The sequence below is a fragment of the Janthinobacterium sp. NKUCC08_JDC genome (assembly GCF_019345575.1).
GTDB lineage: Bacteria > Pseudomonadota > Gammaproteobacteria > Burkholderiales > Burkholderiaceae_D > Janthinobacterium > Janthinobacterium aestuarii.
Genome location: NZ_JAHKQW010000003.1, coordinates 377760 through 394027, shown reverse-complemented (window position 1 = coordinate 394027; position 16268 = coordinate 377760). Strand labels below are relative to the sequence as shown.

The window sequence follows — 16268 nt, the reverse complement described above, 5'->3', positions numbered from 1 at the left end:
CATGCTGAGTCTTCACACCAACGCTGCTTCCCTGTCGGCACAAAATTCGATCTCGAATACCCAATCCAAACTGTCGACTTCGATGACGCGCCTGAGCACCGGCTTCCGCATCAACTCGGCAATGGATGACGCTGCCGGCCTGCAAATCGCCACCCGCCTGAAAGCACAAACCAGCGGCATGACCGTTGCGATGAACAACACGCAAAACAGCACCTCGCTGCTGCAAACGGCCGAAGGCGCGTTCGCTGAAGTCACCAACATGCTGGTGCGCATGAAAGACCTGGCAACCCAGGCTTCCGATGCCTCGTCGACCGCAGCCGACAAGACCGCCATGCAAGCTGAATACAATGCATTGGGTCAAGAGCTGTACAACGTGATGACCAACACCACGTTCGGCGGCACCAAGCTGCTGGGCAAAGGTAGCGCTGCTGCCGACGGCACGCTGTCGACGTCGATGACGTTCCAGATCGGTGCAAGCTCGACCGAAAAAATGACTTTCGACGTATCGGGCAACCTGTCGACCTTGAACACTGCCCTGAGCGGCCTGAGCGCGAACTTCTCGAGCGGCGCATCGACCGGCGCGACGGAACTGACCGCTTCCGCCAACGCCACCATCGGCCTGCTGGCTACCGCCATCGACAGCGTCAGCACCGTGCGTTCGGCACTGGGCGCGACGGCTAACCGTCTGGACCACGTCAACACCAACCTGTCGAACATCGCCACCAACACCAAAGCCGCTACCGGCCGCATCATGGACACCGACTTCGCTACCGAAAGCTCGAACATGACGTCGTCGCAAATGCTGCTGCAAGCTGGCACCGCGATGCTGAAACAAAGCAACAGCATGTCCTCGATGGTCATGTCCCTGCTGCAATAATATCGGCTTGGCCGCTCGCGGCCAGTCTCTCGAAGCCAGACTCCGGTCTGGCTTTTTTTTCGCCTGCGGCTGGCACAAGCATGTCGCAACACCAGCAAAACAGGCCGGCGAAGCAACAAATACCATTTATTTTAAAAAATTTCCTTAAAGCATTTAATTAAGGTGGCGGCACGGTCGTCTTGTACTGATAGGAGCAGATAAACCGTCGCTCCTCACCGTAACCACCCAATTAGGAATGACACCATGCTGAGCCTTCACACCAACGCTGCTTCCCTGTCGGCACAAAATTCGATCTCGAATACCCAATCCAAACTGTCGACTTCGATGACGCGCCTGAGCACCGGCTTCCGTATCAACTCGGCAATGGATGACGCTGCCGGTCTGCAAATCGCCACCCGCCTGAAAGCACAAACCAGCGGCATGACCGTTGCGATGAACAACACGCAAAACAGCACCTCGCTGCTGCAAACGGCTGAAGGCGCTTTCGCTGAAGTCACCAACATGCTGGTGCGCATGAAAGACTTGGCAACCCAGGCTTCCGATGCTTCGTCGACCGGCGCCGACAAGACCGCCATGCAAGCTGAATACAATGCACTGGGTCAAGAGCTGTACAACGTGATGACCAACACCACGTTCGGCGGCACCAAGCTGCTGGGCGACGGCGCAGCTGCCGCCTCCGGCACGCTGTCGACGTCGATGACGTTCCAGATCGGTGCAAGCTCGACGGAAAAAATGAGCTTTGACGTTTCCGGCAACCTGACCGCGCTGAACGCAGCCCTGACCGGCCTGAGCAAAAACTTCTCGTCGGCAGCATCGACGGGCGCAACGGAACTGACCGCCACCGCCAACGCCACCATCGGCCTGCTGGCTACCGCCATCGACAGCGTCAGCACCGTGCGTTCGGCACTGGGCGCGACGGCTAACCGTCTGGACCACGTCAACACCAACTTGTCGAACATCGCCACCAACACCAAAGCCGCTACCGGCCGCATCATGGACACCGACTTCGCTACCGAAAGCTCGAACATGACGTCGTCGCAAATGCTGCTGCAAGCTGGTACCGCGATGCTGAAACAAAGCAACAGCATGTCCTCGATGGTCATGTCCCTGCTGCAATAATATCGACTTGGCCGCTTGCGGCCAGTTCATCGAAGCCAGACTCCGGTCTGGCTTTTTTTTCGTCTGCGGTTCCTGGTCTTTCCGGCATATTGAACTAAATTGCCATCACGTTTAACGATGTTGCCGGCATAGTCGCCTATACAAGGTAGAACACCGAACAATCGTCCACTGGAGCCGCCGCGTGCTGAGCATTCATACCAATACTGCCGCACTGTCAGCCCAGCGGGCCATGGGCTGGGCACAGCAAATGCTGTCGACGTCGATGACGCGCCTCTCCACGGGCTTTCGCATCAACTCGGCCATGGACGACGCGGCCGGCTTGCAGATCGCTACCCGGCTGAGCGCCCAGACCAGCGGCATGGCGGTGGCCATGCGCAACACGCAAAACAGTACTTCCCTGCTGCAGACGGCCGAAGGCGCGTTTGGCGAAGTCACCAGCATGCTGGTGCGCATGAAGGACCTGGCCACCCAGGCGGCGGACGCCTCGTCGAACCAGAAAGACCGCGACGCCATGCAGGGCGAATACGATGCGCTGGGCGCCGAGCTGTACAACGTCATGACGAACACCCGCTACGGCGGCACTCTATTGCTGGGCAACGGCAGCGCCGGCATGGGTACCTTGTCGCAAGCCATGACGTTCCAGATCGGCGCCACCGGCAGCGAGACCATGCAGTTCAGCGTGGCGGGCGACATGGGCGCGCTCAACGCGGCACTACAGGCGATCTCCGTCAATTTCGCGCCAGGCGCCACCGCCGGCAGCGAATTTGCCAGCAACAGCAGCGCCAATGGCATGATCGACATGCTGGCGGCGGCCGTCGACAAGGTCGGCAGCGTGCGCTCGGCGCTGGGCGCCACCGCGAACCGGCTTGGACACATCTACAATAACCTGTCCAACATGGTCACCAACACCAAGGCCGCCATCGGCCGCATCATGGACGTCGACTACGCGGCTGAAAGCGCCAACATGACGTCGGCGCAAATGCTGATGCAAGCGAGTACGGCCATGCTCAAGCAAAGCCAGAGCATGAGCAAGCTGATTCTTTCTTTATTACAATAATTACCGGCAGGACGCGATGGCGGATCGGATGAATATGTATCAGCAGGAAGCAATGGCATGGCGATAGACCGCATTGCATCGGGCAACCCGGTGCCCCTGATTACCCAGCGCTTCGACGTCAGCCCCGCTACGCCGATGGTGCCTGGCGTGGTGCAGCCGCTGGTGCCGATCGGCCCCTACATGGCGCCCGCGCCCGACGCCGGCACCCTGCCCGCCCAGCTGCAGCAAAAGGGACAGGACAGCCTGGCGTCCCTCATCAAACCCAATGCCGATGGTACGGGCGGCGCCCTGCCGCGCGACAGCAGCGCCATGCAGGTCAACCAGCTGTTCTTCACGCGCCAGCTCATATGGCAGCCGCCCGACGCTGCGCAGCTGGCCGCGTCGTGGCGCGTGATGGTGCGCACGTATGGCGAACAATATGCGGCCCTGCAAGAACAGGCGCGCGGCCAGCATGTGCCGGGCAGCCTGTTCATGGCCGAGCAGCAGCCGGCCCTGCTGCGCGAAGGCGCCCGTCCGCCCTTGACGGTCGACAGCGAAGCGTGGCGCTTTGCCGTGTATGGCTGGGGCGGCCAGCGCCTGCTGCTGCGCGTGCTGGCCAGCGACGAAGACGAAGATTCAACACCAAGGCGGCGCGGCAAGGTGGCGCTGCGCGTCGAACTGATCATCATCGGTATCGGCCGGGTCGTGATCCAGATGGAACCGTCCGGCGACGGCGTGCTGCTGGAACTGGCCGCCGACGAGGAAGCCGCCTTGCGCCATTTGCGCCTGGCCCTGCCCGAGATCGCCGACGCCGTGCGGCGCGCGGGCCTGCGCCTGGTGCGCTGCCGCCTGAACCGCCAGTTGCATGCACAGCGCGTGCACGGCAATTACCCGATGCAGGCGGGCGCAGCCTCGCTGTCGCTGCCCCTGTTTCGCGCCATGGCCGAAGTGGCCCTGCTGCTGACGCAGCCGGAAGCGGAAGTGGCGGCCGATCCCGATGCGCCCCAAGCCCCCGCCGCTGAAACCGAGGAGGAGCCCGTCATCGTCTCGAAGGAAGTGGCGGCGCCGTTCGGTTACGACTATGGCGACGAGGAAGACACGGCGCCAGGCGCCACCGTGCTGCTGCTGGCCGATGGCCAGGAGCACGAGCTGATGCCGCCCATCGACGAGCAGGATTGACGCGGCATAAAAAAACGGCGCTCGAAGCGCCGTTTTTTTTCGTTCCAGCAATTTACCCCACCGTGCCGATGATGCTCACTTCGCGGTTTTCCGGGATTTCGTTATACGACAGCACGTGCAGGCCAGGCGCAAACAGGCGCGCATAACGGGCCAGCAGCGGACGGATCTGCGGCAGCACCAGCAGCAGCGGCGGCGTGGCCTGCTGCTTCATCTGCTCGCGCGCCACCGGCATGTTCACTTGCAGCTGCGACAGCAGATGCGGGTCGATCGGATAGTTGTCCAAAGTCACCTTGCCCGACTGGCGCGCCTGGTTAAGGGAACCAAGCAGCATGTTTTCCAGTTCGCCGCCCAGGTTAAACGCCTGCATTTCCATCTTCTGGCCGAACAGGCCGCTGACGATCTGGCGCCGCAGCGCACAGCGCACTTCGGCCGCCAGCAGGATCGGATCCTTGGTCGTTTCCGAACTGTCGAGCAAGGTGGTGGCGATGGGCACGATATCCTTCAGTGACACATTTTCCGCCAGCAAGACGCGGAATACGCGCAGCAGCTGCGTATGCGTCAGCGCCTTGTCCAGCGCGCCAGCGAGCTTGGGCGACAGGGCCGTCAGCCGCTCCATCATGTTCGACACGTCTTCGTGGCGGAACAGTTCCGGCAGGTATTCGCGCACCATCTTCGACAAGTGCGTGGCGATCACGCTGGGCGCCTCGATGACCTGGTAGCCGAGGCCCAGCGCATGCGCCTTTTCGCCCGGTTCGATCCACGTGACGGGCATGCCGTAGGCCGGCTCGATGCCGGGAATGCCGTCGAGCTGACCATACACGTTCGGCGACGGGATCGCCATCAGGCGGTCGGCCTGCACCTCCGCCTGCGCCACCACGGTGCCCGACAGCACGATCGCGTACTGCGACGGCTTCAGGGCCAGGTCGTCGCGCACGCCGATATTCGGCAGCAGCAAGCCCATCGATTCGGACAGGCTCTGGCGCACGCCCTTGACGCGCTTGTTCAGCGGTTCGCCTTGCGTCTTATCCACCATGCCGACCAGCTTGTAGCCGAGCATCACCATCAGCGGCTGCACGGCCGGCAATTGCTGCCACTCGAGTTCGGCAGGCTTGTCATCGCGCAAGGCCGCCTCGATGGCCGCCATGCCGGCCGCATCGGGCCCCTTCACGCGCTTGGTCAGGCGCCAGGCCACGAAGGCCAGCACGGCCGCAAAGGTCATGAACATGAACCACGGCATGCCCGGAATCAAGGCCAGCGCCACCATCATGCCGGCCGCGCTGTAGATCACCGTTGGCGAGGTCAGCACCTGGCCTGCCACTTGCTGTTCGAAATCGCCCGAATCGCTGATACGGGTCACCAGGATGGCGGCCGCGGCCGACAGCAGCAGCGCCGGGATCTGCGCCACCAGGCCATCACCGATGGTCAGCAGTGCGTATTGACGGAAGGCGTCGCCGAACGACAGGTCGTGCATCAGCGAGCCGATGGCCACGCCGCCGACCATGTTGATGATCAAGATCAAAATACTGGCGACGGCGTCGCCACGCACGAACTTCGACGCGCCGTCCATGGCGCCATAGAAATCCGCTTCGGCGGCCACGTCCTTGCGGCGGATCTGGGCTTTTTCCTGGTTGATCAGGCCGGCGTTCAGGTCGGCGTCGATCGCCATCTGCTTGCCCGGCAAGGCATCGAGGGTAAAGCGCGCCGACACTTCCGAGATGCGCTCGGCACCCTTGGTAACGACGGCGAAGTTGATGATCATCAAGATCACGAAGACCACGATACCGACGACGAAGTTACCGCCGATCACCACGTTACCAAACGCCTCGATCACCTTACCGGCCGCATCCGCGCCCGTATGGCCGTGCAGCAACACCACGCGCGTCGACGCCACGTTCAGGGTCAGCCTGAGCATGGTGGTGGCCAGGATCACCGTCGGGAAGACGGAGAAATCGAGCGGCCGCTTGGCCGACACGCTGACGAGGATGACGATCAGTGCCAGCACGATATTGAAAGTGAACAAGATATCGAGCAGCACGGGCGGCAGCGGCAAGATGATCATCGCCAGGATCACCAGCAGGAACAGCGGCGTGGCGAACTTGTGGCGGCGCATTTCGGCAACCAACCGGTTCAGGAAATTCATGAAGGTACTACCTCGCTCAAATGAGATGGCACGACCACCTCGGTGGGAAATGGGGGCTGGGCGGCGCGCTGCCCAGTACGGAATGCTTTCAGCTGCAGTATGTAGTTAAGCACCTGCGACACGGCCTGGTACAGCTGCACGGGAATCTGCTGCTGCACCTGGCTGGTGTTGTAGATGGCGCGCGCCAGCGGCGGCAACTCCAGCGTTTCGATATTGTGTTCCTTCGCCACTTGCCGGATATACAGCGCCATCTCGTCGACGCCCTTGGCAACGACGAACGGCGCCTCGGCGCGGTCCTGGTCATACTTCAATGCGACGGCGTAATGCTCGGGATTGACGATCACCACGTCGGCGTCGGGCACGGTCTTGCGCACGCTGCGCCGGCCGATCTGCTGCTGCAGCTGGCGGATGCGCTGGCGCACTTCGGGCCGCCCTTCGCTGCTTTTATGTTCTTCCTTGACGTCCTGCTTGCTCATGCGCTGGTTGCGGGCAAAGAAAAACGCCTGCGCCGGCACGTCGATGATGGCAAACAGCACGAAGACGGAAATGAGCGCCATCAGGCCGTCGAGCATCAGCGCCGAGCCATCGAGCATGGCCTGCTGCAGGGGCCGGTGTTGCAAATCCACGTACTGCGTCAGGCTGGAGCGGCTCACGTGCACGAGTACCATGCCCAGCACGGCGGCCTTGGCGATCGACAAGCCGAATTCAAAGCCGTGCTTGGGCGACACGAGGCGGCCCAGGTTCTTGGCCGGGCTCAGGCGCTCCATCTTCGGCGCCCAGTTCTTCGTGCTGATGACCCAGCCGCCAGGGATCAAGGAGCCGAGCACGACGAACAAAGGCACGCAGAACAGCGGCACGATCATCTTGATCAGCAAGCCCACCGACGTGGTAAACGCCATCGACATGGCATTTTCCAGCGCGCCCTTGCTGTCGAGCGGCATGAAGGACATGGCGAACAGTTCGCGAAAGCTGACCAGATAACCGGGCAGCAGGTAAATGAAGACCTTCATGCTGATCAGGATGCCCAGCGCCGTCGACAGGTCGCGCGAACGCACCACCTGCCCTTCCTGGCGCGATTTCTTCAGCTTCTGTGCTGAAGCCTTTTCTGTTTTGTCGCCAGTGCTGCTATCCGCCATGGGCCACCCGCATTTGTTCCTGGATCATGTCGAGCACGCGGTTCGTCATGGCGACATAGTGCTCCGGGATAAAGCGCACGATCTGTATCAGCATCAGCAGGCCGAACATGGTGATCATGGAAAAACCCAGCGAAAACAGGTTCAACGACGGCGCCACCCGGTTCAGGAAGCCAAAGCCCAGCTGCACCACCATGGTGGAAAAGACGATGGGCAAGGCCAGCAGCATGGCGGCGGCAAAGATCCATGCCACGTTGTACGCCACCGTCTGCAGCAGCAGCGGCCCGTAGCCCTGTCCCACGGGCCAGGCCGTGAAACTGGCGCCGATCACGCCCGTCAGCACGAGGTGGCCATCGATGGCGAAAAACACGATCATGCACATGATGGTGAGCAAACCCGTGATCACGTCCGACGAGGTACCGTTGAGCGGGTCATTCATGACGGCCATGGAAAAGCCCACCTGGCTCGACACGAGGTAGCCGAGCACCGACATGACGGACATGGCGAAGTGGAAAGCCAGGCCCAGGACGAAGCCGATGATGGCCTGCTCCAGGGTGGCGACGAGGGCGTGCAGAGAAAACGGATCGATCTTCAGCAACTCCTGCGACACGCCAGACGCCTGCATCACGGGCAGCATCAGGATCGCCAGCACCAGCGACAGCAGCACCCGCACGGGAACGGGCACCATCGCGTCGCCGATCACGGGCGAGGCGCTGAGCATGGCCAGGATGCGGCAAAACGGCCACCACACGGCCAGCAGAAACGGCAGCACCTGATTGAAAATCTGATCCATGGCGCGGTGCTATCCGACCAGGGTGGCGGCGCGCTGAAAAATGGACACGCAATAATCCATCAGGTAACCGGCCATCCAGCGTCCGGCCAGGATCAGGGCCAGCAGGGTGACCAGCAGGCGCGGCAGGAAACTCATGGTCTGTTCATTGATCGATGTGGCCGCCTGCACCAGCGCGACCAGCAAGCCCATGAGCAAACCCGGCACGACCAGGATCACCACCAGCAGCATGACGACATGCAATGCTTCGATGATCAGGTCGACGGCGACTTCAGGGGTAAACATCGGTCAATAGCCCTGTATGCTGGTAACTAAGGTGTTGACGGTCAGGGTCCAGCCATCGACGAGCACGAACAGCAGCAGCTTGAACGGCAGCGAGATGACGAGCGGCGAGAGCATCATCATGCCCATGGCCATCAGCACGGACGCCACCACCAGGTCGATGATGAGGAAGGGGATGAACAGCATGCAGCCGATCTGGAACGCCGTCTTGAGTTCGGACAATACGAACGCGGCCAGCTTGACCGTGAAACTATGGTCTTGCGGGCGCATGCTCGACGGTTCGCCGGCCAGGTGCGCGATCTGCGCCAGCGCGGCCTTGCTCGTCTGCGCCAGCATAAAGCGCGAAATGGGCACTTCGGCAATTTTCAAGGCTTCCTGCATGCCGATCTGGTCGCGGTCATAAGGCACGAACGCTTCCTTCCATACCTGGTCGCCGATGGGACGCATGACCAGCAAGGTGAGAATCAGGGCGATGCCGGTGACGATACGGTTGGGCAAGCCCTGCTGCAGGCCGAGGGCCTGGCGCAGCAGCGACAGCACGATGACGAAGCGGGTAAAGCTGGTCATCATCATGACCATCACGGGCAGCAGCCCGAGCAGGGTCATGACGACGAGGATCTGCATCTTCACCGACAGGTCGGTCTTCGCGCCCGGCACCACGCCGGCGAGCAGGTCCTGCGCGCCGGCCGCGCCGCAGCACAGCATCAGAACAGGGACAGCCAGCGCGGCAGCCAGCGCGCCGCGGCGCCGGCTCAAGCCGGGTACCACCAGCTTCATGCTGTCATCAGGTCGAGATTGAGGCCGTCGAGGTCGATGACTTTCAGGCCATAGTTCTCGCCGGCCACCACCACTTCGGCACGGCCGATCGGTGTGCCGTTGACCTTGATCACCAGCGGTTCGCCGGCCAGCATGTCGAGTTCGATCACGCTTTCCGGGCCGATGGCCATCAACTCTTCCAGCGAGATGCGGGCCGAGCCCACTTCCAGGGTCAGAGTGACGGGAATCTTGCGCATCATTTGCGGAATGTCGCGGCGCGCGCGGGTGCTGGCCACGTCGGAGACGTCGCCCTGGTCGATGATCATGTCATCGCCCAGGTCTTCCAGCAGGGTTTCGCTCTGGTTGGTATCGGTGATATTCATATTATTCGACATCTTCAAATGAGGTTAAACAGAGCTTGCCCTTGTGTTCGGAAACAGCCGCTGTAAATAAACGGGAGTCGTCAAGCATGACGTCGGTACGGCTCAGGCTGACTGGAATCACGTCGCCCACGCGCAGGTCGAACAAGGCGCCCAGCTGCACCTGCTTGCTGACGAGCCGGCCTTCCAGGGTCACTTGCAGGCGCGAAGCGAGCGGGCGTACGCTGCCGCGCAAGGCTTTCTTCGCTTGCGCGCGCTCGGGCAGCAGGCCGCGCAGCACGTCGGCCATCAGGCGCTTGTCCAGCGAGAACCAGAACTGGCCGCTCTGCCCCGCTTCGACGTCGCTGAGCGCCACGGTGACGATCCAGCTGCCGCGTGCCGGATGCACGCCGGACTGCACGGCGACCTCGGCAGTGGTGTCGATGTCGCTGCTCTTGCCCAGGGTTTGCAGGTTCTTGTGGATGCGGGTGAACAAACTGTGGACCAACTGTTGTCCCAGCACCACAGCGAGGCGCTCTTCCGTTGCCGTCACGCGCACTTGCGCCGGATCGGGCAGCGCGCCCTTGGCGCCGGCACTACCGTAGCGATAGTTCAGCACGCTCAACAGTATCTGCCGTTCGAGCGCAAAGCCCGGCTGGCCGGCCGGCGTGGAAAAACTCAGCCAGCGGTTCACGCTGTCTTCGTTCTCCACGCGCGACAAGGTCACGGCGTCGATCTGGAAATTGCCCCAGTAGCGACGGCTCATCGGCTGGCGCAGGGCCACGGCCAGGTCGTCGCGCAGCTGTGCGCCGAATACATGCAGCAAATGGACAGGGCGTCCAAGCAGACAGGAATCGAGGACTTGATGGCGCACAGTTTGATCTGTCTTGGTAATGATTGTCATGTAGTGGTCATGTCGGTATTGCGGTGGCAGAACAAATTATACGGATCGCCCGAAATTAAATACAGCATCATCTTGGCCTTGCCGACAGGTCTGCAAGCAAACGATTGCGCATCGTATCGCATGCTCGATGGCTACGGTGCTGAACAATACATGAAAAAGCCAAATATTGCCATGTATCAATATTCCTTGAGGCAATCCTCTCTTTACTTTATAGTTGCCCCGAGGTAAGCTTATAGCGAGAAAATAGTGATTTGCAGTGCGCCATTCCGCTTACCTGATTCCGGTTTTTATGGCAGTTTCCAGCTCCTCTTATTGCCACCAGAAGAAACTTTTATCAGATAATCATTAGTTGTCATGGCCATGTAAATCATGTCGGCGCAGGTCTGCCGGGTTTGTTTGAATCTGCTGAGCGGATGGTGTGGCAACTGATAAAACTGATGGGCCCAATTGAAATCGGGCCGGGCAAGATGGCATTCGATGTAATGCCTGCCGGAATGGCAAACCAGTAATTTCTGATTGATACGTCACCGCATATTGAAAGTAGAGGGCAAGATGAGCAACGAACTCGCAGGTCTGATCAAGGCCGATCTGGCAGCACTGAGCAATGACGCGCGCGCCCTGGGCGCCAGCATCGCTCCCGCCGCCCAGTTCGGCGCACCGGAACAATCCGGCTTCTCGTTTGCACAAAGCATGAAAGACGCCATCGGCAAGGTCAACGGCGACGACCGCCTGGCCGCGCAGAAAATGAGCGACGTCGACAGCGGCAAGAGCGACGACATGGTCGGCGCCATGCTGGCCAGCCAGGAAGCGAGCCTGTCCTTCTCCATGTTGATGCAAGTGCGCAACAAGGTCATGGGCGCCGTCGACGAACTCATCAAACTGCCTCTGTAATCTTCACGTCCTGATCCACGCCCAGCCTCCCAGCGAAAGTTACCCCAAGTGATTACCACCATGAAGTCCGCATTTGCGCGCTGGCGCCCTGGCGCCCAGCCCGCCATCCCGCCCGCCCTGCTGAAAAACCTGGTTCCCATCGTCGTGCTGGCCATCGGCATCACCGCCATGGTGACCATGTACGCATGGCGCGACCAGGCCAACTACAAGCCGGTGTTTGGCGCGCGCGAAAAAGTGGCCGTAACGGACATGATGGCCACCCTGGACGCCGAGCACATCCCCTACCGCTTGCATCCGGACAGCGGCCAGGTGCTGGTGCCCGACGCCATGCTGGGCAAAGTGCGCATGCTGCTCGCCTCGAAAGGCGTGACGGCGCAGCTGCCGGCCGGCCTGGAGCTGATGGACAAGAATGACCCGCTGGGCGTGTCGCAGTTCGTGCAGGACGTGCGCTTCCGCCGCGGCCTGGAAGGCGAGCTGGCGCAAAGCATCATGACGATGGACGCGATCGCTTCGGCGCGCGTCCATCTGTCGATCGCCAAGTCGACATCGTTCGTCGCCAGCGATGGCGACAAATCGTCTGCCTCCGTCGTCGTGGCGCTGAAACCGGGCCGCACCTTGGCGCCGGAACAGATCGCCGCCGTCATCAACATGGTGGCCGGCAGCGTCGCCAGCCTGGCGCCTACGCGCGTGAGCCTGGTCGACCAGGGCGGCAACCTGCTGTCCTCGCACGTCGACCTGACGGACGGCTTCGACGCTTCGGCCGCTGGCAATGAAGGCGCGAAACGCTTCCAGGATGAGATCCGCCGCAACGTCACGGGCTTGCTGGGTCCCGTCATCGGCGAAGACAACTTCAAGCTCAGCGTGACGGCCGCCGTGAACAACGACCGCGTCGATGAAACGCTGGAAAAATACGGCGAAGCCCCGAAAGTGACGAGCGAGGCGATGCGCGAAGAGCAGGAACGCAACCGCACCGTGGCCGGCATTCCCGGCAGCCTGTCGAACCGTCCGCCAGCGGCCGCCGTGCCGGCACCGGCCGACGCCGCCGGCGCCGCACCGGCCGATGGCGCACCGAAGCCGTCCGACGATGGCACGGCCCGCAAGAACGCCACCACGCGCCAGTACGCGTATGACCGCAGCATCACGCAGATCAAGCGCAGCCGTGGCCGCCTGGAAAAACTCAGCGTGGCCGTCGTCCTCAACAGCGCCGCCGCACCGAATCCGAAAACAGGCTGGACCCCTGCAGAACTGGGCAATATCGAAAAAATGCTGACCAGCGGCCTGGGCATCAACGCCCAGCGCGGTGACAGCCTGAGCCTGACGGCGCTGGCATTCCCTGCCAAGCCACCTGTCGCGCAATGGTGGGAAGAGCGCGACACCGTCGTCGATTTCAGCAGCTGGCTGCTGTACGCGCTGGGCGCCGTGCTCGGCTACTTCCTGATCCTGCGTCCGCTGCTGCGCCTGCTGACCTCGCGCCTGGTGCCGCCGCCACTGAAACAGCTCGATCCAGCCCTGGCGCTGGGCGGCAGCCCCGCCGCCGGTACGAATGGCGCAGCCGTTGCCGCCGCGCCGGCCCTGGGCGTGAACGGCAACCCGCTGGCGCTCGAAGGCGAGGCCGGCGCCGGCAACATGCCGGTCGTGCCGCTGCTGGAAAACTATGACTTGCCGCCGCCAGGCTCGGCGGTCGACGTGATGGTCGACCACCTGAAAGTGCTGGCGGAAAAAGAACCCGAGCGTGTCGCCGAAGTCGTCAAACAATGGATGCAGAAAAATGGCCGAACTCAACAACAGTAATCCCTCCGACGGCGCCGAATACGAAAGCGCCAGTCTGACCCCCGTGGAACAGGCCGCCATCGTGCTGCTGAGCATCGGCGAAGAACAGGCCGCCAACGTGCTGCGCTGCCTGTCGCGTGAAGAATTGCTGGAAGTCACGCAAGTGATGTCGCGCATGAGCGGCATCAAGGTCGAATCCGTGAAAACGGCCATGCAGACCTTCTTCGACGACTACCGCCAGCAAAGCGGCGTGCATGGCGCCTCGCGCAGCTACCTGAAGCGCTCGCTGGACATGGCGCTGGGCAGCGATATCGCGAATAGCGTGCTGAACAATATTTATGGCGATGCGATCCGCCCCAAAATGGCGCGCCTGCAGTGGGCCTCGCCGAAATGGCTGGCCGAATACATCGTCAACGAGCACGTGCAGATGCAAGCCGTGTTCCTGGCCTTTTTGCCACCCGCGCTGGCCGGCCAGATCCTCGACGCCCTGCCCGTCGAAGGCCGCGACCTGGTCTTGCTGAACCTGGCGCGCCTGGACGAGATCGACCGCGACCTGCTGGTCGAGCTCGACGAACTGGTGGGCCGCTGCCTGGGCACGCTCGACACGCAAAGCACCAGCGTGGAAGGCATCCGCCAGGCGGCCGAGATCCTCAACCGCATGCCGGGCAACCGCGCCGCGCTGGTCGAACTGCTGCGAGCGCACGACCCGGACGTCGTGTCGGAAATCGAACTGAGCATGTACGACTTCCTGATCCTGGCCACGCAGAGCGATGTCACGCTCACGCGCATCCTGGAAGACGTGCCGATGGAACAATGGGCGATCGCCCTCAAGGGCGCGGAACCGTCGATCCGCGACGCCGTGCTGAAAACCATGCCGCGCCGCCAGGCACAGAGCTTCGAAGACATGATGCGCCGTTCCGGCCCCGTGCCGCTGTCGCGTATCGAACAGACGCGCCAGGAAATCATGGCCACCGTCAAGGGCCTCGCCGATGCGGGCGAGATCGAAGTGCAACTGTTTGCTGAAGCGGTGATCGAATGAAACACTTCCGCTCGTATCGTTTCCCGCCGCTGTCGCAATTCATCGCCGCCGGCCAGCGTGCCTCCAACGAGGACACGGATGGTCAGTGGCAGGCGTCCGTCTCGGAAGGTTTCGAGCAAGGCCAGCGCGACGGCTACGAAGTGGGCCTCGTGCAAGGCCAGCAAGACGGCTACGACACCGGACGCAACGATGGCATGGCGCAGGGCCGCGAAGAAGGCCGCAATGAAACCCTGGTGGCGCTGGACCGCCTGGCCCGCCCCGTCGACGCCATCTTGCGCGACCTGAAAAAAGTACGCGCCGATTACCGCGAAGCGCAGCGCAAGGAAGTGGTCGACCTGGTGGCCAAGGTGGCGCGCCAGGTGATCCGCGCGGAACTGGCGCTGCAGCCTGTGCAATTGCTGGCCCTGGTCGACGAGACCCTGGCCTCGATGCCGCCCACGCGCGAGGAAATCGACGTCTTCCTCAATCCGGAAGAATTGAAACGCATCAGCGAACTCGATCCGAAGCGCGCCAAACGCTGGAACCTGATCGCCGACGCGCGCCTCGACGCGGGCGAATGCCGCATCAAGGCGGGCGACAATGAAGTCGACGCGGGCTGCCATCAGCGCCTGTCGGCCTGCATGGAGCAGGTCAGCAGCCACCTGGCGCTGGCCGCCGAACACGCTGACCACGGCGCGCCTGCATGATCGCCGACACGCTGCGCAGCTTCGAGATCGGCGATATCCCGGTCGCGACACCGACCGGCCGCCTGGTCGGCGCTTCCGGCCTGCTGCTGGAAAGCGCCGGCTGCCGCCTGCACACGGGCCAGCGTTGTCAAATTGAAACTGTGAGCGGCGAGTGGCTCGATGCGCAAGTCGTCGGTTTCCGCGAAAAACTGTCCTACCTGATGCCGTTCAAGAAGGCGACGGGCCTGACCACGGGCGCGCGTGTATTGCCGCTACCCGACAAGGCCAGCCTGCAGATCGGCCCGTCGTGGCTGGGCCGCATGGTCAATGGCCTCGGCGAGCCGATCGACGACCTAGGCCGCCTCGGTGGCGAACACATCCTGGAAGTGACACCGCCGAAGGTCAATCCCCTGAAGAAACAACCGGTGGTCGAACCGCTCGACGTGGGCGTACGCGCCATCAACAGCATGCTGACCCTGGGCAAGGGCCAGCGCGTGGGCCTGATGGCCGGTTCCGGCGTGGGCAAGAGCGTGCTGCTCGGCCTGATCACGCGCCAGACGGTGGCCGATGTCGTCGTCGTCGGCCTGATCGGCGAACGGGGCCGCGAAGTGCGCGAATTCGTGGAAAAGTCGCTGGGCGCCGAAGGTCTCAAGAAGGCCGTGCTGGTGATCGCGCCGGCCGATGAATCGCCGCTGATGCGCATCATGGCAACCGAACTGTGCCATTCGATCGCCGCCCATTACCGCGACCAGGGCAAGCACGTGCTGCTGCTGGTCGATTCGCTGACGCGCTATGCGATGGCCTTGCGCGAAGTGGCGCTGGCCCTGGGCGAGCCGCCGGCCACGCGCGGCTATCCGCCGTCCGTCTTCTCGAACTTGCCGCAACTGGTGGAAAGCGCCGGCAATGGCGCCCACCCGGAAGGCAGCATGAGCGCCATCTACACGGTGCTGGCCGAAGGCGACGACCAGCAGGACCCGGTGGTCGACACGGCGCGCGCAATTCTCGACGGCCACATCGTGCTCACGCGCGAACTGGCCGAGCGGGGCCACTACCCCGCCATCGACATCGCCGCCTCGATCAGCCGCTGCATGGCCCAGGTGATCACGCCCACCCACATGCAGGCGTCGCGCGCGCTGAAAGCGTCGATGGCGCGCCATGCGCGCGTGCGCGATCTGATCCCGCTGGGCGCCTACGTGCCCGGCGCCGACCCGATCACCGACCGCGCCGTGCAGTTGCACGCGCCCATCGAAGCGTTCCTGTGCCAAGGCACCAAGGAAGAAGCGCCGATGGCGCCGTGCATCGAACAACTTGAACAGATCATGGGCTAG

General features: G+C 62.5%; 16 protein-coding genes. 9 read left to right on the top strand and 7 right to left on the bottom strand.

Annotation, left to right across the window (positions count from 1 at the left end; genetic code table 11):
- The first annotated feature begins 1 nt into the window (after position 1).
- The 4 genes from KO538_RS11715 (at position 2) to KO538_RS11700 (ending at position 4211) form a co-directional block, all read left to right on the top strand.
- Entirely contained in the window at positions 2-877 is an 876-nt protein-coding gene (locus KO538_RS11715; protein ID WP_070303093.1) for a flagellin, read from the top strand.
- Positions 878-1120: 243 nt separating this feature from the next.
- Complete coding sequence (locus KO538_RS11710) at positions 1121-1996, top strand: flagellin (RefSeq protein WP_070303092.1); 876 nt, start codon at positions 1121-1123, stop codon at positions 1994-1996.
- 181 nt (positions 1997-2177) lie between these two features.
- Positions 2178-3053, top strand: coding sequence for a flagellin (locus KO538_RS11705; RefSeq protein WP_219328390.1), 876 nt, complete (start codon positions 2178-2180; stop codon positions 3051-3053).
- A gap of 57 nt (positions 3054-3110) precedes the next feature.
- A complete protein-coding gene (locus KO538_RS11700) occupies positions 3111-4211 on the top strand; it encodes a hypothetical protein (RefSeq protein ID WP_219328389.1) in 1101 nt (366 codons plus the stop codon).
- Positions 4212-4263: 52 nt separating this feature from the next.
- On the opposite strand, the gene KO538_RS11695 is transcribed toward KO538_RS11700, so the two are convergent.
- Genes KO538_RS11695 through KO538_RS11665 form a run of 7 tightly spaced genes read right to left on the bottom strand, consistent with a single transcriptional unit; the run spans position 4264 to position 10575 of the window.
- Entirely contained in the window at positions 4264-6351 is a 2088-nt protein-coding gene (locus tag KO538_RS11695) for a flagellar biosynthesis protein FlhA (RefSeq protein WP_046684918.1), read from the bottom strand.
- On the bottom strand, positions 6348-7487 hold the full coding sequence (locus tag KO538_RS11690) for a flagellar biosynthesis protein FlhB (RefSeq protein WP_034757880.1): 1140 nt from the start codon (positions 7485-7487) through the stop codon (positions 6348-6350). Before KO538_RS11690 ends, KO538_RS11695 begins: the two co-directional genes overlap by 4 nt.
- Positions 7477-8277, bottom strand: a complete 801-nt coding sequence (locus KO538_RS11685; RefSeq protein ID WP_034757878.1) for a flagellar biosynthetic protein FliR — start codon at positions 8275-8277, stop codon at positions 7477-7479. Before KO538_RS11685 ends, KO538_RS11690 begins: the two co-directional genes overlap by 11 nt.
- Positions 8278-8286: 9 nt before the next feature.
- A complete protein-coding gene (locus tag KO538_RS11680; protein WP_034757874.1) occupies positions 8287-8559 on the bottom strand; it encodes a flagellar biosynthetic protein FliQ in 273 nt (90 codons plus the stop codon).
- A gap of 3 nt (positions 8560-8562) precedes the next feature.
- Entirely contained in the window at positions 8563-9333 is a 771-nt protein-coding gene (gene fliP, locus KO538_RS11675) for a flagellar type III secretion system pore protein FliP (protein ID WP_219328388.1), read from the bottom strand.
- Entirely contained in the window at positions 9330-9695 is a 366-nt protein-coding gene (locus KO538_RS11670) for a FliM/FliN family flagellar motor switch protein (RefSeq protein ID WP_034757866.1), read from the bottom strand. The genes fliP and KO538_RS11670 overlap by 4 nt, the downstream gene beginning before the upstream one ends.
- 1 nt (position 9696) lies before the next feature.
- Entirely contained in the window at positions 9697-10575 is an 879-nt protein-coding gene (locus KO538_RS11665) for a FliM/FliN family flagellar motor switch protein (RefSeq protein WP_070303089.1), read from the bottom strand.
- Between the two features lie 552 nt (positions 10576-11127).
- On the opposite strand from KO538_RS11665, the gene KO538_RS11660 reads away from it, so the two are divergent.
- The 5 genes from KO538_RS11660 to fliI are packed head-to-tail and all read left to right on the top strand — an operon-like array spanning position 11128 to position 16268.
- Entirely contained in the window at positions 11128-11466 is a 339-nt protein-coding gene (locus KO538_RS11660; protein WP_034757853.1) for a flagellar hook-basal body complex protein FliE, read from the top strand.
- Between the two features lie 60 nt (positions 11467-11526).
- A complete protein-coding gene (gene fliF, locus KO538_RS11655) occupies positions 11527-13257 on the top strand; it encodes a flagellar basal-body MS-ring/collar protein FliF (protein ID WP_219328387.1) in 1731 nt (576 codons plus the stop codon).
- Positions 13235-14275 (top strand): flagellar motor switch protein FliG, encoded by a 1041-nt coding sequence (locus KO538_RS11650; protein ID WP_034757846.1) that lies wholly within the window; start codon positions 13235-13237, stop codon positions 14273-14275. The genes fliF and KO538_RS11650 overlap by 23 nt, the downstream gene beginning before the upstream one ends.
- On the top strand, positions 14272-14961 hold the full coding sequence (fliH, locus tag KO538_RS11645) for a flagellar assembly protein FliH (protein ID WP_034757841.1): 690 nt from the start codon (positions 14272-14274) through the stop codon (positions 14959-14961). Before KO538_RS11650 ends, fliH begins: the two co-directional genes overlap by 4 nt.
- On the top strand, positions 14958-16268 hold the full coding sequence (gene fliI / locus KO538_RS11640; RefSeq protein ID WP_034757837.1) for a flagellar protein export ATPase FliI: 1311 nt from the start codon (positions 14958-14960) through the stop codon (positions 16266-16268). Before fliH ends, fliI begins: the two co-directional genes overlap by 4 nt.

What these genes read in the sequence shown, in the direction of transcription:
- KO538_RS11715 (WP_070303093.1), top strand. Translation starts at nt 2, where the DNA reads ATGCTGAGTCTTCACACCAACGCTGCTTCCCTGTCGGCACAAAATTCG.
- KO538_RS11710 (WP_070303092.1), top strand. Translation starts at nt 1,121, where the DNA reads ATGCTGAGCCTTCACACCAACGCTGCTTCCCTGTCGGCACAAAATTCG.
- KO538_RS11700 (WP_219328389.1), top strand. Translation starts at nt 3,111, where the DNA reads ATGGCGATAGACCGCATTGCATCGGGCAACCCGGTGCCCCTGATTACC.
- KO538_RS11695 (WP_046684918.1), bottom strand. Translation starts at nt 6,351, where the DNA reads ATGAATTTCCTGAACCGGTTGGTTGCCGAAATGCGCCGCCACAAGTTC.
- KO538_RS11690 (WP_034757880.1), bottom strand. Translation starts at nt 7,487, where the DNA reads ATGGCGGATAGCAGCACTGGCGACAAAACAGAAAAGGCTTCAGCACAG.
- KO538_RS11685 (WP_034757878.1), bottom strand. Translation starts at nt 8,277, where the DNA reads ATGGATCAGATTTTCAATCAGGTGCTGCCGTTTCTGCTGGCCGTGTGG.
- KO538_RS11680 (WP_034757874.1), bottom strand. Translation starts at nt 8,559, where the DNA reads ATGTTTACCCCTGAAGTCGCCGTCGACCTGATCATCGAAGCATTGCAT.
- fliP (WP_219328388.1), bottom strand. Translation starts at nt 9,333, where the DNA reads ATGAAGCTGGTGGTACCCGGCTTGAGCCGGCGCCGCGGCGCGCTGGCT.
- KO538_RS11670 (WP_034757866.1), bottom strand. Translation starts at nt 9,695, where the DNA reads ATGAATATCACCGATACCAACCAGAGCGAAACCCTGCTGGAAGACCTG.
- KO538_RS11665 (WP_070303089.1), bottom strand. Translation starts at nt 10,575, where the DNA reads ATGACAATCATTACCAAGACAGATCAAACTGTGCGCCATCAAGTCCTC.
- KO538_RS11660 (WP_034757853.1), top strand. Translation starts at nt 11,128, where the DNA reads ATGAGCAACGAACTCGCAGGTCTGATCAAGGCCGATCTGGCAGCACTG.
- fliF (WP_219328387.1), top strand. Translation starts at nt 11,527, where the DNA reads ATGAAGTCCGCATTTGCGCGCTGGCGCCCTGGCGCCCAGCCCGCCATC.
- KO538_RS11650 (WP_034757846.1), top strand. Translation starts at nt 13,235, where the DNA reads ATGGCCGAACTCAACAACAGTAATCCCTCCGACGGCGCCGAATACGAA.
- fliH (WP_034757841.1), top strand. Translation starts at nt 14,272, where the DNA reads ATGAAACACTTCCGCTCGTATCGTTTCCCGCCGCTGTCGCAATTCATC.
- fliI (WP_034757837.1), top strand. Translation starts at nt 14,958, where the DNA reads ATGATCGCCGACACGCTGCGCAGCTTCGAGATCGGCGATATCCCGGTC.